Origin of the sequence: Phycicoccus sp. 3266, assembly GCF_031456495.1 — a bacterium.
GTDB lineage: Bacteria > Actinomycetota > Actinomycetes > Actinomycetales > Dermatophilaceae > Pedococcus.
In genome coordinates this window covers 369,392-383,035 of the sequence record NZ_JAVDUW010000002.1, presented here as the reverse complement: position 1 = coordinate 383,035, position 13,644 = coordinate 369,392, and the positions used below count along the sequence as shown (strand labels likewise).

At 69.9% G+C, this 13,644-nt stretch carries 23 protein-coding genes and 1 pseudogene; 1 reads left to right on the top strand and 23 read right to left on the bottom strand.

Annotated features, from left to right (window positions below; all coding sequences use genetic code 11):
- Positions 1–129: 129 nt before the first annotated feature.
- The 23 genes and pseudogenes from rplO to J2X64_RS11540 all read right to left on the bottom strand — a co-directional run bounded on the left by rplO (position 130) and on the right by J2X64_RS11540 (position 12,172).
- Positions 130–645 carry a 50S ribosomal protein L15 gene (gene rplO / locus J2X64_RS11650; protein WP_310154254.1) on the bottom strand — a complete coding sequence of 172 codons (516 nt, stop codon included), beginning with the start codon at positions 643–645 and terminating at the stop codon, positions 130–132.
- Between the two features lie 2 nt (positions 646–647).
- Positions 648–830, bottom strand: a complete 183-nt coding sequence (gene rpmD, locus J2X64_RS11645) for a 50S ribosomal protein L30 (protein ID WP_020143226.1) — start codon at positions 828–830, stop codon at positions 648–650.
- Positions 830–1,480, bottom strand: coding sequence for a 30S ribosomal protein S5 (gene rpsE / locus J2X64_RS11640; RefSeq protein WP_310154247.1), 651 nt, complete (start codon positions 1,478–1,480; stop codon positions 830–832). Before rpsE ends, rpmD begins: the two co-directional genes overlap by 1 nt.
- A 43-nt stretch (positions 1,481–1,523) precedes the next feature.
- Positions 1,524–1,898 (bottom strand): 50S ribosomal protein L18, encoded by a 375-nt coding sequence (gene rplR / locus J2X64_RS11635; RefSeq protein WP_310154244.1) that lies wholly within the window; start codon positions 1,896–1,898, stop codon positions 1,524–1,526.
- A 3-nt stretch (positions 1,899–1,901) separates the two neighbouring features.
- Positions 1,902–2,438: a 50S ribosomal protein L6 gene (rplF, locus tag J2X64_RS11630; RefSeq protein WP_310154241.1), complete on the bottom strand. Its 537-nt coding sequence runs from the start codon at positions 2,436–2,438 to the stop codon at positions 1,902–1,904.
- An 11-nt stretch (positions 2,439–2,449) separates the two neighbouring features.
- The gene (gene rpsH / locus J2X64_RS11625) at positions 2,450–2,848 is read right to left on the bottom strand and encodes a 30S ribosomal protein S8 (protein ID WP_310154238.1); all 399 of its coding nucleotides are present in this window, start codon (positions 2,846–2,848) and stop codon (positions 2,450–2,452) included.
- Between the two features lie 89 nt (positions 2,849–2,937).
- On the bottom strand, positions 2,938–3,123 hold the full coding sequence (locus J2X64_RS11620; protein WP_310154234.1) for a type Z 30S ribosomal protein S14: 186 nt from the start codon (positions 3,121–3,123) through the stop codon (positions 2,938–2,940).
- 1 nt (position 3,124) lies between these two features.
- A complete protein-coding gene (gene rplE, locus J2X64_RS11615; RefSeq protein WP_310154231.1) occupies positions 3,125–3,694 on the bottom strand; it encodes a 50S ribosomal protein L5 in 570 nt (189 codons plus the stop codon).
- 5 nt (positions 3,695–3,699) lie between these two features.
- On the bottom strand, positions 3,700–4,050 hold the full coding sequence (gene rplX, locus J2X64_RS11610) for a 50S ribosomal protein L24 (RefSeq protein WP_310154228.1): 351 nt from the start codon (positions 4,048–4,050) through the stop codon (positions 3,700–3,702).
- Between the two features lie 3 nt (positions 4,051–4,053).
- Positions 4,054–4,422, bottom strand: a complete 369-nt coding sequence (rplN, locus tag J2X64_RS11605) for a 50S ribosomal protein L14 (protein WP_310154225.1) — start codon at positions 4,420–4,422, stop codon at positions 4,054–4,056.
- A gap of 136 nt (positions 4,423–4,558) precedes the next feature.
- Positions 4,559–4,849, bottom strand: coding sequence for a 30S ribosomal protein S17 (rpsQ, locus tag J2X64_RS11600; RefSeq protein ID WP_310154222.1), 291 nt, complete (start codon positions 4,847–4,849; stop codon positions 4,559–4,561).
- On the bottom strand, positions 4,846–5,094 hold the full coding sequence (rpmC, locus tag J2X64_RS11595; RefSeq protein WP_310154220.1) for a 50S ribosomal protein L29: 249 nt from the start codon (positions 5,092–5,094) through the stop codon (positions 4,846–4,848). The genes rpsQ and rpmC overlap by 4 nt, the downstream gene beginning before the upstream one ends.
- Entirely contained in the window at positions 5,094–5,513 is a 420-nt protein-coding gene (rplP, locus tag J2X64_RS11590; protein WP_056883301.1) for a 50S ribosomal protein L16, read from the bottom strand. Before rplP ends, rpmC begins: the two co-directional genes overlap by 1 nt.
- Positions 5,514–5,518: 5 nt before the next feature.
- The gene (gene rpsC, locus J2X64_RS11585) at positions 5,519–6,340 is read right to left on the bottom strand and encodes a 30S ribosomal protein S3 (protein WP_310154216.1); all 822 of its coding nucleotides are present in this window, start codon (positions 6,338–6,340) and stop codon (positions 5,519–5,521) included.
- Positions 6,340–6,708 carry a 50S ribosomal protein L22 gene (gene rplV / locus J2X64_RS11580; RefSeq protein WP_310155856.1) on the bottom strand — a complete coding sequence of 123 codons (369 nt, stop codon included), beginning with the start codon at positions 6,706–6,708 and terminating at the stop codon, positions 6,340–6,342. Before rplV ends, rpsC begins: the two co-directional genes overlap by 1 nt.
- A 32-nt stretch (positions 6,709–6,740) precedes the next feature.
- The gene (gene rpsS, locus J2X64_RS11575) at positions 6,741–7,022 is read right to left on the bottom strand and encodes a 30S ribosomal protein S19 (RefSeq protein WP_310154212.1); all 282 of its coding nucleotides are present in this window, start codon (positions 7,020–7,022) and stop codon (positions 6,741–6,743) included.
- A 15-nt stretch (positions 7,023–7,037) separates the two neighbouring features.
- Positions 7,038–7,874 carry a 50S ribosomal protein L2 gene (rplB, locus tag J2X64_RS11570; protein WP_310154209.1) on the bottom strand — a complete coding sequence of 279 codons (837 nt, stop codon included), beginning with the start codon at positions 7,872–7,874 and terminating at the stop codon, positions 7,038–7,040.
- A gap of 35 nt (positions 7,875–7,909) precedes the next feature.
- Entirely contained in the window at positions 7,910–8,215 is a 306-nt protein-coding gene (gene rplW / locus J2X64_RS11565; protein WP_310154207.1) for a 50S ribosomal protein L23, read from the bottom strand.
- A gap of 134 nt (positions 8,216–8,349) precedes the next feature.
- Positions 8,350–8,973: pseudogene (rplD, locus tag J2X64_RS11560) on the bottom strand (50S ribosomal protein L4); the annotation flags it as partial.
- A gap of 5 nt (positions 8,974–8,978) precedes the next feature.
- On the bottom strand, positions 8,979–9,635 hold the full coding sequence (gene rplC, locus J2X64_RS11555) for a 50S ribosomal protein L3 (protein ID WP_310154205.1): 657 nt from the start codon (positions 9,633–9,635) through the stop codon (positions 8,979–8,981).
- A gap of 10 nt (positions 9,636–9,645) precedes the next feature.
- Complete coding sequence (gene rpsJ / locus J2X64_RS11550) at positions 9,646–9,954, bottom strand: 30S ribosomal protein S10 (protein ID WP_009775966.1); 309 nt, start codon at positions 9,952–9,954, stop codon at positions 9,646–9,648.
- A 457-nt stretch (positions 9,955–10,411) separates the two neighbouring features.
- Entirely contained in the window at positions 10,412–10,984 is a 573-nt protein-coding gene (locus tag J2X64_RS11545; protein ID WP_310154145.1) for a hypothetical protein, read from the bottom strand.
- Positions 10,985–11,095: 111 nt separating this feature from the next.
- On the bottom strand, positions 11,096–12,172 hold the full coding sequence (locus tag J2X64_RS11540) for a YihY/virulence factor BrkB family protein (protein WP_310154144.1): 1,077 nt from the start codon (positions 12,170–12,172) through the stop codon (positions 11,096–11,098).
- 113 nt (positions 12,173–12,285) lie between these two features.
- On the opposite strand from J2X64_RS11540, the gene J2X64_RS11535 reads away from it, so the two are divergent.
- Positions 12,286–13,578, top strand: a complete 1,293-nt coding sequence (locus tag J2X64_RS11535; protein WP_310154141.1) for an alpha-hydroxy-acid oxidizing protein — start codon at positions 12,286–12,288, stop codon at positions 13,576–13,578.
- Positions 13,579–13,644 lie beyond the last annotated feature (66 nt).

Here is a 13,644-nt window from a genome sequence, read left to right as displayed (position 1 = left end):
GCCGGGATGTCACCCCGACGGCCAGGGCGCCGCGGGCCGGCCCCGAGGGTACGGGCCCGGCACGGCAAAGACGTATGCCGCGGGCTCACGAAGAAGTGAGCCCGCGGCATACGTCGTGGTGCGGAGACGTCAGGCGGAGGCGACCGAGCCGCCAGCGGCCTCGATCTTCTCCTTGGCGCTGGCCGAGACCGCGTCGACGGTCACGGCGACCTTGACGTCGATCTCGCCGGTGCCGAGCACCTTGACCGGGTAGCCGTCACGGACGGCACCCTTGGCCACGAGGTCGTCGACGGTCACGTCGCCACCCTGGGGGTAGAGGGCGGAGAGGCGGTCGAGGTTGACGACCTGGTACTCCACCTTGAACGGGTTCTTGAAGCCGCGCAGCTTCGGCAGCCGCATGTGCAGCGGCATGGAGCCACCCTCGAACCGCTCGGGCACCTGGTAGCGGGCCTTGGTGCCCTTGGTGCCACGACCGGCGGTCTTGCCCTTGGAGCCCTCACCGCGACCCACGCGGGTCTTGGCGGTCTTGGCGCCGGGGGCCGGACGCAGGTGGTGCAGCTTGAGGGCCGAGCCCTCCGAGGCCTTGGCCTCGGGAGCCGCAGCCTTGGCGGCGGGCTTCTTCGCAGTGGCCTTCTTCTCGGCCATGGTCAGTCAACCTCCTCGACGGAGACCAGGTGGGTCACCGTCTTGACCATCCCGCGGATCTCGGGACGGTCCTCCTTGACGACGACGTCGCCAATGCGCTTCAGACCGAGGCTGCGCAGGGTGTCGCGCTGGTTCTGCTTGCCACCGATCTCGGAACGGGTCTGGGTCACCTTCAGACGAGCCATCACGCACCAGCCTTCGCGGCCTCGCGGCCGGCGGCCTGGGCGCGCAGCATCGCAGCCGGGGCGACCTGGTCGACCGGCAGGCCACGGCGGGCGGCCACGGCCTCGGGGCGCTCGAGGCCACGCAGGGCCTCGACCGTCGCGTGGACGATGTTGATGGCGTTGTCCGAGCCCAGGGACTTGGACAGCACGTCGTGGATGCCGGCGCACTCCAGGACCGCACGCACCGGGCCACCGGCGATGACACCGGTACCGGGAGCGGCGGGACGGAGCATGACGACGCCCGCGGCGGCCTCACCCTGGACGGGGTGCGGGATGGTGCCCTGGATGCGCGGGACCTTGAAGAACTGCTTCTTGGCCTCCTCGACACCCTTGGCGATCGCGGCGGGGACCTCCTTGGCCTTGCCGTAGCCGACACCCACGGTGCCGTCGCCGTCACCCACCACCACGAGGGCGGTGAAGCTGAAGCGGCGGCCACCCTTGACGACCTTGGCAACGCGGTTGATGGTCACGACGCGCTCGACGTACTGGCTCTTCTCGGCCTGGTCGCGTCCGCCGTCGCGGCGGTTGTCGCGGCCGCCACGGCGGTCGCCGCGCTCGCCGCGGTTGTCGCCGCCGGCGGCGCCAGTGCCTCGACGCTGGGGTCCGGGCATCAGATGTTCCTCATCTCAACGGTTGCGGTGTTCTTGGCGGTCATCACAGGGCCAGACCACCCTCGCGGGCGCCCTCGGCGATGGCGGCGACCCGGCCGTGGTAGCGGTTGCCACCCCGGTCGAAGACGACGGCCTCGATGCCGGCGCTCTTGGCGCGCTCGGCGAGGAGCTCGCCGACCTTGCGCGCCTTCGCGGTCTTGTCGCCCTCGAAGGTGCGCAGGTCCGCCTCCATCGTGGACGCCGACGCGACGGTCTTGCCGACCGTGTCGTCGACGATCTGCACGAAGACGTGGCGCGACGAGCGCGACACGACCAGGCGCGGACGCGCGGTGGTACCGGACACCTTCTTGCGCAGGCGCAGGTGACGACGTCCGCGTGCAGCGGACTTGCCCTTGGCTCGCTTGACGGTCATTGCCATGGCTTACTTACCAGCCTTTCCGACCTTGCGACGGATGTGCTCGCCCGCGTACCGCACGCCCTTGCCCTTGTACGGGTCGGGCTTGCGCAGCTTGCGGATGTTCGCGGCAACCTCGCCAACCAGCTGCTTGTCGATACCCTGGACCGAGAAACGGGTCGGGTTCTCGACGGCGAAGGAGATGCCCGCGGGGGCCTCCACGGTGATCGGGTGGCTGTAGCCGAGCGCGAACTCGAGGTTCCCGCCCTTGTTGGCCACGCGGTAACCCGTGCCGTGGATCTCCATCTTCTTCTCATAGCCCTCGGTGACACCGAGCACCATGTTGTTGATGAGCGAGCGGGTCAGGCCGTGCAGGGCACGGGACTGGCGCTCGTCGTTGGGGCGCTTCACCTCGACGGTGCCGTCGGCCTGCTCGACCGTGATGGGCTCGGCCACGACGTGGCTGAGCTCACCCTTGGGGCCCTTCACCGTGACGGCCTGGCCGTCGATGGTGATGTCGACACCGCTCGGGATGGCGACCGGGAGTCGTCCGATTCGCGACATGTCGAATCCCCTTACCAGACGTAGGCGAGGACTTCCCCGCCCACACCCTTGGTCGCGGCCTGGCGGTCCGTGAGGAGGCCAGACGAGGTGGAAATGATGGCCACACCGAGGCCGCCGAGGACCTTGGGCAGGTTCGTCGACTTGGCGTAGACGCGCAGGCCGGGCTTGGAGACACGGCGCACGCCAGCGATGGAACGCTCGCGGTTGGGGCCGTACTTCAGCTCGATGGTCAGCGTCTTGCCGACCTCGGCGTCCTCGACCTTCCAGCCGGCGATGTAGCCCTCGGCCTGGAGGATCTCGGCGATGTGGGACTTGAGCTTGGAAAACGGCATGGAGACTGCGTCGTGGTGCGCCGAGTTGGCGTTCCGGACGCGGGTCAACATGTCCGCAATCGGGTCAGTCATGGTCATGGGCTTCTCCGCCCTCTCTCACCGCGGTTTCACTGCGCCTGTCGCGCAGCGACCTTCGATGTAGAAGAAATTCGTGGATGGGTGGGGTCTTACCAGGAGCTCTTGGTCACGCCGGGGAGCTCGCCGCGGTGGGCCATCTCCCGGAGGCAGACACGGCACAGGCCGAACTTGCGGTACACCGAGTGCGGGCGGCCGCAGCGCTGGCAGCGCGTGTAGGCACGAACCTTGAACTTCGGCTTCTTGTTGGCCTTGTTGATCAGGGCGGTCTTCGCCATGTCAGTTCTCCTTGAAGGGGAAGCCGAGCGCCTTGAGCAGAGCGCGGCCCTCGTCGTCGTTGGTGGCGGTGGTCACCACGGTGATGTCCATGCCACGCACGCGGTCGATCCGGTCCTGGTCGATCTCGTGGAACATCGACTGCTCGGTCAGGCCGAAGGTGTAGTTGCCCTTGCCGTCGAACTGCTTCGGCGACAGGCCACGGAAGTCGCGGATGCGGGGCAGCGCCACGGACACGAGGCGGTCCAGGAACTCCCACATGCGGTCGCCGCGCAGCGTGGTGTGCGCGCCGATCGGCATGCCCTCGCGCAGCTTGAACTGCGCGATCGACTTGCGGGCCTTGGTGACGATCGGCTTCTGCCCGGTGATGGCGGACAGGTCGCGGATCGCGCCCTCGATGAGCTTGGCGTCCTTGGCGGCGTCGCCCACACCCATGTTGACGACGACCTTGACGACGCCGGGCACCTGCATGACGTTCGCGTAGCCGAACTGCTCGAGCAGCTGGCCCTTGATCTCGTCGGTGTAGCGCGTCTTCAGGCGCGGGGCCGACTTCTCGGCGATGGTGTCAGTCATGTTCCTCACAGGTCCTTGCCCGAGCGCACCGCGACACGGGTGCGGCTGGCCTTCTCGCGGCCGCCACGCTCGACGGTCTCGACGCGGGTCTTGACCCGGGTCGGCTTCTTCTCGGACGGGTCGACGATCGCCACGTTGCTCACGTGGATCGCGGCCTCCTGGACGACCAGGCCACCGGTGCGGCTGCCGCGAGCGGTCTGGCCGGCCTTGGTGTGGCGGGTCACGCGGTTGACGCCCTCGACCAGCACGCGCTGGGTCTCGGGGTAGACGGCGATGACCTTGCCCTGCTTGGCCTTGTCCTTGCCCGTGAGGACCTGGACGAGGTCGCCCTTCTTGATCTTCATCTTTGCAGCCATGGCTCAGAGCACCTCCGGCGCCAGCGAGATGATCTTCATGAACTTCTTGTCGCGCAGCTCGCGGCCCACAGGGCCGAAGATGCGGGTGCCACGGGGGTCGCCGTCGCCCTTGAGGATGACGGCAGCGTTCTCGTCGAACTTGATGTAGCTGCCGTCCGGCCGCCGGCGCTCCTTGGTGGTGCGCACGATGACCGCCTTGACGACGTCGCCCTTCTTGACGTTGCCGCCGGGAATGGCGTCCTTGACGGCGGCGACGATGACGTCACCGATGCCGGCGTAACGACGACCCGAGCCACCGAGAACACGGATGCACAGGATCTCCTTGGCACCGGTGTTGTCGGCGACGCGCAGTCGCGACTCCTGCTGGATCACTTCTCACTCCTGTCGTCGAGCTGGTTCTCACCCGCGGGTGAGCCTGGCCGAACTGTGGTGGTCTGGTCCGGTCCCGCGGCCGCCCCTCGGGGAGGGGCGCCGCGCGGGCCGGGGGTGCGGGCGGACCCGCAGGTGCTTACTTGGCCTTCTCGAGGATCTCGACGACGCGCCAGCGCTTGGTGGCCGACAGCGGTCGGGTCTCCATGATCAGGACCCGGTCGCCGATGCCCGCCGAGTTCTGCTCGTCGTGCGCCTTGACCTTGCTCGAGCGACGCATGACCTTGCCGTAGAGCGCGTGCTTCACGCGGTCCTCGACCTCGACCACGACGGTCTTGTCCATCTTGTCGCTCACCACGTAACCCTGGCGGGTCTTGCGGTAGTTGCGGTCGGTCGCCGTCACGGCCTCATCCTTCACGTTCTCGCTCATGCCGACTCCTCCGTGGTGGCCGGAGCCTGTCCGATCCCGAGCTCGCGCTCACGCAGCTCGGTGTAGATGCGGGCGATGTCCTTGCGGACCGCGCGCAGTCGGCCGTGGTTGTCCAGCTGGCCGGTGGCCGACTGGAAGCGGAGGTTGAACAGCTCCTCCTTGGCCTTGCGCAGCTCGTCGACCAGGCGGTCGTCGTCGAGACCACGCAGGTTCTCCGACGTCAGGTCCTTGGATCCGACTGCCATCAGATGTCACCACCCTCACGCCGAACGAAGCGGCACTTCATCGGGAGCTTGTGCATCGCCAGACGCATGGCCTCGCGGGCCACCTCCTCGGAGACACCCGAGACCTCGAACATGACGCGGCCGGGCTTGATGTTGGCGATCCACCACTCGGGGGAACCCTTACCGGAACCCATGCGGGTCTCGGCAGGCTTCTTGGTCAGCGGACGGTCGGGGTAGATGTTGATCCACACCTTTCCGCCACGCTTCATGTACCGCGTCATGGCGATACGAGCGGACTCGATCTGGCGGTTGGTGACGTAGGCGGGCTCGAGGGCCTGGATGCCGTAGTCGCCGAACGCGATCTTGGTCCCGCCCTTGGCAGCGCCCGAGCGACCCGGGTGGTGCTGCTTGCGGTGCTTGACTCGACGAGGAATCAGCATGGCGGTCAGGCCTCCTCAGTGGCAGCCGGTGCGCTCGCCTCGGGGGCGGTCGCCTCGGCGGCGGTCGTCTCGGTGGCGGCCGGGGCCTCGGTCCGCTCGCGACGGGCGCGGGCGGGACGGTCGGCGCCGTCGCGGCGCGGGCCACGGCTCGGGCGCGGGGCGGCAGCCTGCTGCTGGGCCAGCTCGCGAGCGGTGACGTCACCCTTGTAGATCCACACCTTCACGCCGATGCGGCCGAAGGTCGTGCGGGCCTCGTAGAAGCCGTAGTCGATGTTCGCGCGCAGGGTGTGCAGCGGCACGCGACCCTCGCGGTAGAACTCGGTGCGCGACATCTCCGCGCCGCCGAGGCGACCGGACACCTGGACACGGATGCCCTTGGCGCCGGCGCGGGTGGCGGACTGCATGCCCTTGCGCATCGCCCGACGGAAGGAGACACGGGCCGAGAGCTGCTCGGCGATGCCCTGGGCGACCAGCTGCGCGTCGATCTCGGGGTTCTTGACCTCGAGGATGTTCAGCTGCACCTGCTTGCCCGTGAGCTTCTCGAGCTCGCCGCGGATGCGGTCGGCCTCGGCGCCACGGCGACCGATGACGATGCCCGGGCGCGCCGTGTGGATGTCCACGCGGACGCGGTCGCGGGTGCGCTCGATCTCGACGCGGGAGATGCCGGCGCGCTCCATGCCCTCGGACATGAGCTTGCGGATCGCCACGTCCTCCTTGACGTAGTCGCGGTAGCGCTGGCCCTCCTTGGTGGAGTCAGCGAACCAGCGGCTCTTGTGCTCGGTGGTGATGCCGAGGCGGAAGCCGTGCGGGTTGACCTTCTGGCCCATTAGCGGGTGCCTCCCTTGGTGGTCTTCGGCGTGACGACCACGGTGATGTGGCTGGTGCGCTTGTTGATGCGGGCCGCGCGGCCCTGGGCGCGCGGGCGGAACCGCTTCATCGTCGGGCCCTCGTCCACGAAGGCAGCGCTGACGACGAGGTTGCGCTCGTCGAACGCCTCCGACGCCTTGTCCGCCTTGACCCGGGCGTTGGCGACGGCGCTCTCGAGCACCTTCTTCACCGGGTCGGACGCGGACTGCGGCGCGAAAGTGAGCACCGCGACGGCCTCGGTGACCTGCTGGCCACGGATGAGGTCGACCATGCGGCGGGCCTTCATCGGCGTGACGCGCACGTGGCGCGCGACGGCCTTGGCTTCCATCACGTTGTCCTTGTTCTCAGTGGAGGCGGCCATCAGCGACGACGCCCCTTCTTGTCTTCCTTCACGTGACCCTTGAACGTGCGGGTCGGCGCGAACTCACCGAGCTTGTGGCCGACCATCGACTCGGTGACGAACACCGGGACGTGCTTGCGGCCGTCGTGAACGGCGAAGGTGTGGCCCAGCATGTCGGGCGAGATGACCGACCGACGCGACCAGGTCTTGATGACGTTCTTCGAACCCGCTTCGTTCTGGGCGTCCACCTTCTTCTGCAGGTGGTCGTCGATGAAGGGGCCCTTCTTCAGACTGCGAGGCATGTTTCCAGGCTCCTATCAGCGCTTCTTGCCAGTACGGCGGCGACGGACGATCATCTTGTCGCTCGGCTTGCCGGGGCGGCGGGTGCGGCCCTCGGCCTGGCCCCACGGGCTGACCGGGTGGCGACCACCGGAGGTCTTGCCCTCACCACCACCGTGCGGGTGGTCCACCGGGTTCATGGCGACACCGCGGACGGTCGGGCGCTTGCCCTTCCAGCGCATGCGGCCGGCCTTGCCCCAGTTGATGTTCGACTGCTCGGCGTTGCCGACCTCGCCGACGGTCGCGCGGCAGCGCAGGTCGACGTTGCGGATCTCACCGGACGGCATGCGCAGCTGGGCGTAGGGGCCGTCCTTGGCGACGAGCTGCACGCGCACACCGGCGGAGCGGGCGATCTTCGCGCCGCCCCCGGGCTTGAGCTCGACGGCGTGGATGACCGTACCGGTCGGGATGTTGCGCAGCGGCAGGCTGTTGCCGGGCTTGATGTCGGCGCCGGGGCCGTTCTCGATCGCCATGCCCTGCTCCAGGCCACGGGGGGCCAGGATGTAGCGCTTCTCGCCGTCGGCGTAGTGCAGCAGCGCGATGCGGGCGGTGCGGTTGGGGTCGTACTCGATGTGAGCGACCTTGGCCGGCACGCCGTCCTTGTCATGGCGACGGAAGTCGATGACGCGGTAGGCGCGCTTGTGGCCACCACCGATGTGGCGGGTCGTGATCCGGCCGTTGCTGTTGCGGCCGCCGGACTTGCTCAGGGGGCGGACCAGCGACTTCTCCGGCGTGGAGCGAGTGACCTCGACGAAGTCGGCAACGCTGGAGCCACGACGCCCGGGCGTCGTCGGCTTGTACTTGCGGATACCCATGTTTCGAAGTTCCTTACGTCTCTTCAGCGTTCCCGTCAGGCGCCGGCACCGAAGATGTCGATCGAGCCCTCGCGGAGGGTGACGATCGCACGCTTGGTGTCCTTGCGCTTGCCGAGGCCGAACCGCGTACGGCGGGTCTTGCCGGGGCGGTTGAGGGTGTGGACGGAGTCGACCTTGACGCCGAAGATGCGCTCGACGGCGATCTTGATCTCGGTCTTGTTCGCACGCGGGTCGACGATGAAGGTGTACTTGCCCTGGTCGAGCAGCGAGTACGACTTCTCGGAGACCACAGGCGCGATCAGGATGTCGCGCGGGTCCTTGCCAGCAGCGAGGGTGCTCACTTCGTCTCCTCCTCAGCCGCCTCGGCCTCGGCGGCCTTGGTGGCGGTGGCCTTCTTGGCGGCGGCCTTCTTCGCGGGGGCCTTCTTGGCCGCCGGCTTCTCGGCGGGCGCCTCGGCGACGGCCTCGGTCACGACGACCTCGGCCTCGACGCCGCCGACCGGCTGGGCACCGTTGACGAACGCGTCGAGGGCGGCCTTGGTGAAGACGACCTCGTCGGCGCACAGCACGTCGTAGGTGTTGAGCTGGTCGGCCGCGAGCACGTGCACGCCCTCGACGTTGCGCACCGACTTCAGCGACACGATGTCGCTGCGGTCGAGCACGACGAGCAGGTTGGTGCGGGTGGTCAGGCCGGCCAGCAGCGCGACGGCGTCCTTGGTGGACGGGGCGTCACCGGTGACGAGCGACTCGACCACGTGGACGCGGTCGTGACGGGCCCGGTCGGAGAGGGCGCCACGCAGGGCAGCGGCCTTCATCTTCTTGGGGGTCCGCTGGCTGTAGTCGCGCGGCTGCGGGCCGTGGACGGTGCCACCACCGGCGAACTGCGGCGCGCGGGTCGAGCCCTGGCGGGCGCGGCCGGTGCCCTTCTGGCGGTACGGCTTGCGGCCACCACCGCGGACCTCGCCGCGCGTCTTGGTGGCGTGCGTGCCCTGGCGGGCGGCAGCCATCTGCGCGACGACGACCTGGTGGATCAGCGGCACGTTGACCTGGACGTCGAAGATCTCGGCGGGGAGGTCAGCGGCAACGGTCTTGGTAGCCATGTGGGTCAGGCTCCCTTCGCGGCCGTGCGGACGAGGACGGTGCCGCCGCGGGGGCCGGGGACGGCACCCTTGACGAGCAGCAGGCCCTTCTCGGCGTCCACGGCGTGGATCGTCAGGTTCTGGGTGGTCTGGCGCACGCCGCCCATGCGGCCGGCCATGCGCATGCCCTTGAAGACGCGGCCCGGGGTGGCGCAGCCACCGATCGAGCCCGGCTTGCGGTGGTTCTTGTGCGCACCGTGGGAGGAGCTGACGCCCTTGAAGCCGTGACGCTTCATGACACCGGCGAAGCCCTTGCCCTTGGTGGTGCCGGTGACGTCGATGTCCTGGCCCGCCTCGAAGCTCTCGACCGTGACCTCCTGGCCGAGCGTGTACTCGGCGGCGTCGGCGGTGCGGAGCTCGACGAGGTGGCGACGCGGCGTCACGCCGGCCTTCTCGAAGTGGCCGGTGAGCGGCTTGGTCACCTTGCGCGGGTCGATCGCGCCGAAGCCGATCTGGACCGCGGCGTAGCCGTCGGTGTCGGCGTCGCGCACCTGGGTCACGACGCAGGGACCGGCCTGGATGACGGTGACGGGGACGAGCCGGTTGTCGGCGTCCCACACCTGGGTCATCCCGAGCTTGGTGCCCAGGACGCCCTTCACGGTCTTGGTAGCAGTGGTGGTCATGTCGTCAGCCTCAGAGCTTGATCTCGATGTTGACGTCAGCCGGGAGGTCGAGGCGCATCAGCGAGTCGACGGCCTTGGGCGTCGGGTCGATGATGTCGATGAGGCGCTTGTGGGTGCGCATCTCGAAGTGCTCGCGGCTGTCCTTGTACTTGTGGGGCGAACGGATGACCACGAAGACGTTCTTCTCCGTGGGCAGCGGCACAGGGCCGACCACCGTCGCACCGGCACGGGTCACCGTGTCGACAATCTTGCGCGCCGAGTTGTCGATGACCTCGTGGTCATACGACTTCAGTCGGATGCGGATCTTCTGTCCCGCCATCTCCGTTACGTCTCTCTCTCGCCGTACAGCTTGCATGTGGCCGGCTCACGGACTCCGACCCCCGCGGTCGGGTGTGTCGCACCCGTTCCACGGTCCGACGACATGGGTTTCCCCGGTGTCGTGCGGTTGTGTCAGACATCCGGCGGAGCCGGGGCTTGCGCTTCCCTGGAGTGTCGCCCCTGCCCACGTCGTGGAGCCGGTTCGAGGTGTGTCACCGGGGGTGGCACCACCGACATGGGTCGGCGACGCGCGTCAAGCAACCGGTCCAGTGTGCCAGAGCCCCCCGCGACCTACCAAATCGGCCTCGGGGCACCCGGCATACCGGCACTCGTGGCGCGTCGTGCCCCCGGCCTCGAGCGTATGCCGTGCCCACGCCGGGGCACGACAAGGCCCCCGGACGCCTCGTCCGGGGGCCTTGTCGCAGCGCGCCGTGGCAGGGAGGCCGACGCGGACGCCGTCAGGGTCGCGGGCCGCCCAGCACGCCCGCGTCGAAGGCCTTGAGGACCGACGCCTTGTCCGCGGCGCTCAGCGTCCCGGCCTTGACCGCAGCGTCCAGCCGCGTGACCAGGTCGGAACGGTGCTCGGCCTCGCGCTGGGAGCGAACCGAGTCCAGCGCGGCCTGCACCTTGGACTCGCTCACGCCGAGCGCCTTGGCCAAGGCCGCAGCCATCGCCTTCTCGCGGGCCGTGCGGTCCGCCTCGGACGGCCGCGTGCCCTGCGCCGGGGGCGTGGACGGCCTCGTCGCCTCCCGCGCCGACTGCAGCGCGGCAGACAGCTTCGACTCACTCACGCCCAGTGCCTTGGCGAGGGCGGCGGTGTCCATCCCCGTGCCGGGGCCGCCCCGGTGACCACCCGGGCCGTGGCCGTCCCCGTCGCCGTCCGGGCGGGGGGCCGCCGGAGCGGTGGCCGCCGTGCCGGTGGTGGGGGTGGGCGTGGCGCTGGCGAACGCCTGGCTCGCACCGATCCCTGCGGCGACGGCGGCGACGGCGCCGACCGCGGCGACCGTGACTGACCTGCTGACGGGGGCCATGCGGACTTCCTCTCGTGGTTCTGCACGGTGCCACGCAGCCGTGCGGGGCACCTGCCACGATGCTGCCGGCCGGGGCTTGCCCCCAGCCGTGCCCAACCTGTCAGGAACCTGTCACCGTCCGCCGCTGCCCTCCTGCCCGGCTGACGAGCGCTGCCGGAGCTCGCGACCCTCGGCCACCTGCGCCGCCAGCTTCTCCTCCTTCTTCCTGGAGACCCGGGTGTCCCGAGGCGGCAGCTGCAGGGTCTCCTCGGCGACGATGCCGGACTGCAGCTGGCGGGCCCGCTCGAGCTCGGAGTCGACCTCGGCGCCGAAGAGCAGCGCGAGGTTGGTGATCCAGATCCACAGGAGGAAGACGATGACGCCGGCGAGCGAGCCGTACGTCTTGTTGTAGTTGCCGAAGTTGGCCACGTAGAAGCCGAACAGCGCCGACGCCACGACCCACACGACGATGGCGATCGTCGCCCCGACGCTGATCCAGCGGAACCGCGGCTGCCGGACGTTGGGGGTGGCGTAGTACAGCAGGGCCACCAGCAGGATGACGACGACGAGCATGACAGGCCACTTGGCGACGTTCCACACCGTGACGGCCGTGCCGCCGAGGCCGATGGTGTCGCCGACGGTGCGGGCCACCGGTCCGGTCACGACCAGCCCGACCAGCACGAGCGCGACCAGGACGATGCCGACCAGGGTGACGAGCAGCTGCACGGGACGCAGCTTCCAGAACGGGCGTCCCTCGTCGATCTGGTAGATCCGGTTCATCGCCCGGCCGAACGCGCCGACGTAGCCCGATGCGGACCACAGCGCGCCGAGGATGCCGACCACCAGGCCCAGGCCTGCCGCGTGGGACGAGGTCATCTGGTCGATGGGGCCGCGCAGCTGGTCGGCTGCACCGCTCGCGCCGAGCTGGCGGAGCATGTCGAGCATCGTGGACGTGGTCGACCTCCCCTGCCCGAAGACACCGAGGAGGGAGACCAGCGCCAGGAGCCCGGGGAAGACGGCGAGCACGGCGTAGTACGTGAGGGCCGCCGCGAGGTCGGTGCACTGGTCACGCCCGAACTCGGCCCAGGCCTTCTTCGCCGTGTACGTCCAGGCAGGCTTGTCCAGCTGTGGGGGCGAGTCGACCTTCTCGTCGTGCTCGGCCGGTGGCGCCGTGGCGCTCCGCCGTGTGCTGCTGCCCTCGTCCGCCATCGTGCTCCTCTCCCGTGCTGTCGTGGTCCTCCCCCACGTCCTGCCCGTTCCCGCTCCCGCCAAACACGGGCCGAAGCGGCTCACGACAGCCCCGTGCACGACAGAATCGGCCCATGACCTCGCCTCCTGCGGGACCGGGCCGCGCCCGCCAGTCGCTCGTCTACCGTGCCGGCGTCCTCGGCCACCGGCCCGCGGTCCCGACCGACTCCGCCGAGCTCGAGGCCCGGGCCCGCGCGCAGATGTCGCCGCGCGCCTGGGCGTACGTCGCCGGCGGGGCGGGCGAGGGCGCCACCATGCGCGCCAACCGGGAGGCCTTCGACCGGTGGCGGATCCTGCCGCGCATGGGCGCGGGACACGTCGACCGGGACCTGTCCGTCGACCTGCTCGGGCGCACGCTGCCCACTCCCCTGCTGCTCGCCCCCATCGGTGCCGCCGCGCTGGCCCACCGCGACAGCGACCTGCACATCGGCCGCGCGGCCGCGGCGACCGGCGTTCCGTACGTGCTGTCCAACCAGGGGTGCTCGCCCATGGAGGAGGTCGTCGCGGTGATGGGCGACTCCCCGCGCTGGTTCCAGCTCTACTGGTCGACCGACGAACCCCTCGTCGACAGCCTGCTGCGGCGGGCGGAGGCCAGCGGCGCCGAGGCCGTCGTGGTCACCCTCGACACGACCATGCTCGGCTGGCGCCCGCAGGACCTCAACCTCGGCAGCCTGCCCTTCAGCCAGGGCATCGGGATCGCGCAGTACACGTCCGACCCGCGGTTCCGGGAGGTCGTGCGCGAGCGGGTGGCTGCCGCCGCGGCCGGAGGCGGGAAGGCCGACGTCCAGGTCACCCTCGGCGCCCTGCGGTCGCTGCTGTCGATCAGTCGCGAGCACCCCGGTCGCACCCGGGCGAACCTGCGCTCCCCCGAGCCACGGGCCGCCGTGGAGACCTTCCTCGACATCTACTCCAACCCGGGCCTGACCTGGGACACCCTGGCCACGGTCAAGCGGCGGACGTCCCTGCCCGTGCTCGCCAAAGGCGTCCTGCACCCGGACGACGCGCGCCGGGCGGTCGAGGCAGGCATGGACGGCATCGTGGTCAGCAACCACGGGGGCCGGCAGGTCGACGGGGCGGTCGCCTCCCTCGACGCCCTGCCCGGGGTCCGCGAGGCGGTCGGGCCCGACCTGCCGGTCCTGCTCGACAGCGGCGTGCGCACCGGCTCGGACGTGGTCAAGGCGATTGCACTCGGCGCGACGGCGGTGCTGCTCGGACGTTCCTACGTGTACGGGCTCGCGCTGGCCGGGGCCGACGGGGTGCGCGACGTCGTGGCCAACGTCGTCGCCGAGCTCGACCTCACCCTCGGGCTCAGCGGGGTGGGCTCGGTCCGCGACCTCTCGCCCGACCTGCTGGTCCCGGCGCCCTGACAGCCGTCACCGGTCGTCCCCGGCCGGCCCGACGGCACACCGGCACACGCAAGGGGCCCCGCAGCC

Coding starts and splice junctions, on each gene's coding strand:
- rplF (WP_310154241.1), bottom strand. CDS start 2,438: ATGTCGCGAATCGGACGACTCCCGGTCGCCATCCCGAGCGGTGTCGAC.
- rplR (WP_310154244.1), bottom strand. CDS start 1,898: ATGGCAATGACCGTCAAGCGAGCCAAGGGCAAGTCCGCTGCACGCGGA.
- J2X64_RS11620 (WP_310154234.1), bottom strand. CDS start 3,123: ATGGCGAAGACCGCCCTGATCAACAAGGCCAACAAGAAGCCGAAGTTC.
- rpmC (WP_310154220.1), bottom strand. CDS start 5,094: ATGGCAGTCGGATCCAAGGACCTGACGTCGGAGAACCTGCGTGGTCTC.
- rplP (WP_056883301.1), bottom strand. CDS start 5,513: ATGCTGATTCCTCGTCGAGTCAAGCACCGCAAGCAGCACCACCCGGGT.
- rplX (WP_310154228.1), bottom strand. CDS start 4,050: ATGGCTGCAAAGATGAAGATCAAGAAGGGCGACCTCGTCCAGGTCCTC.
- J2X64_RS11540 (WP_310154144.1), bottom strand. CDS start 12,172: ATGGCGGACGAGGGCAGCAGCACACGGCGGAGCGCCACGGCGCCACCG.
- rpsC (WP_310154216.1), bottom strand. CDS start 6,340: ATGGGCCAGAAGGTCAACCCGCACGGCTTCCGCCTCGGCATCACCACC.
- rplV (WP_310155856.1), bottom strand. CDS start 6,708: ATGGAAGCCAAGGCCGTCGCGCGCCACGTGCGCGTCACGCCGATGAAG.
- rplE (WP_310154231.1), bottom strand. CDS start 3,694: ATGACTGACACCATCGCCGAGAAGTCGGCCCCGCGCCTGAAGACGCGC.
- J2X64_RS11545 (WP_310154145.1), bottom strand. CDS start 10,984: ATGGCCCCCGTCAGCAGGTCAGTCACGGTCGCCGCGGTCGGCGCCGTC.
- rpsE (WP_310154247.1), bottom strand. CDS start 1,480: ATGCCCGGACCCCAGCGTCGAGGCACTGGCGCCGCCGGCGGCGACAAC.
- rplO (WP_310154254.1), bottom strand. CDS start 645: ATGGCCGAGAAGAAGGCCACTGCGAAGAAGCCCGCCGCCAAGGCTGCG.
- rpsJ (WP_009775966.1), bottom strand. CDS start 9,954: ATGGCGGGACAGAAGATCCGCATCCGACTGAAGTCGTATGACCACGAG.
- rplC (WP_310154205.1), bottom strand. CDS start 9,635: ATGACCACCACTGCTACCAAGACCGTGAAGGGCGTCCTGGGCACCAAG.
- rplB (WP_310154209.1), bottom strand. CDS start 7,874: ATGGGTATCCGCAAGTACAAGCCGACGACGCCCGGGCGTCGTGGCTCC.
- J2X64_RS11535 (WP_310154141.1), top strand. CDS start 12,286: ATGACCTCGCCTCCTGCGGGACCGGGCCGCGCCCGCCAGTCGCTCGTC.
- rpsQ (WP_310154222.1), bottom strand. CDS start 4,849: ATGAGCGAGAACGTGAAGGATGAGGCCGTGACGGCGACCGACCGCAAC.
- rpsH (WP_310154238.1), bottom strand. CDS start 2,848: ATGACCATGACTGACCCGATTGCGGACATGTTGACCCGCGTCCGGAAC.
- rpsS (WP_310154212.1), bottom strand. CDS start 7,022: ATGCCTCGCAGTCTGAAGAAGGGCCCCTTCATCGACGACCACCTGCAG.
- rpmD (WP_020143226.1), bottom strand. CDS start 830: ATGGCTCGTCTGAAGGTGACCCAGACCCGTTCCGAGATCGGTGGCAAG.